This window comes from Parazoarcus communis SWub3 = DSM 12120 (assembly GCF_003226565.1).
Classification (GTDB): Bacteria; Pseudomonadota; Gammaproteobacteria; order Burkholderiales; family Rhodocyclaceae; genus Parazoarcus; species Parazoarcus communis.
The window spans coordinates 1-236 of record NZ_QKOE01000223.1 but is presented as its reverse complement, the minus strand read 5'-3'; the positions used below and the strand labels follow the sequence as shown (position 1 = coordinate 236).

Below are 236 nucleotides of genomic sequence, written 5' to 3'. Positions count from 1 at the left end.
GCGCGGCTGATCAAAGCCATCCGCCAGCACATCGACGACGATCCGTCCTTGCGCGACAAGCGCCGTTTGCTCGAATCCATTCCTGGCATCGGTGAGCGTACCATCGCGGTGATCCTGGCCTACGACATTGGCCCTGAGCACTTTGCCAATGCCCGCCAAGCCGCCGCTTTCGCCGGGCTCGATCCGCGCCAGCACGAATCGGGCAGCTCCGTTCGCGGGCGCACGCGCATGTCCAA

Annotated in this window: 1 protein-coding gene; it reads left to right on the top strand. The window is 64.8% G+C overall.

Annotation, left to right across the window (positions count from 1 at the left end; translation table 11 throughout):
• A partial coding sequence (locus tag DNK49_RS23830) for a transposase (protein ID WP_165843454.1) occupies positions 1 to 236 on the top strand: 236 nt, incomplete at both ends.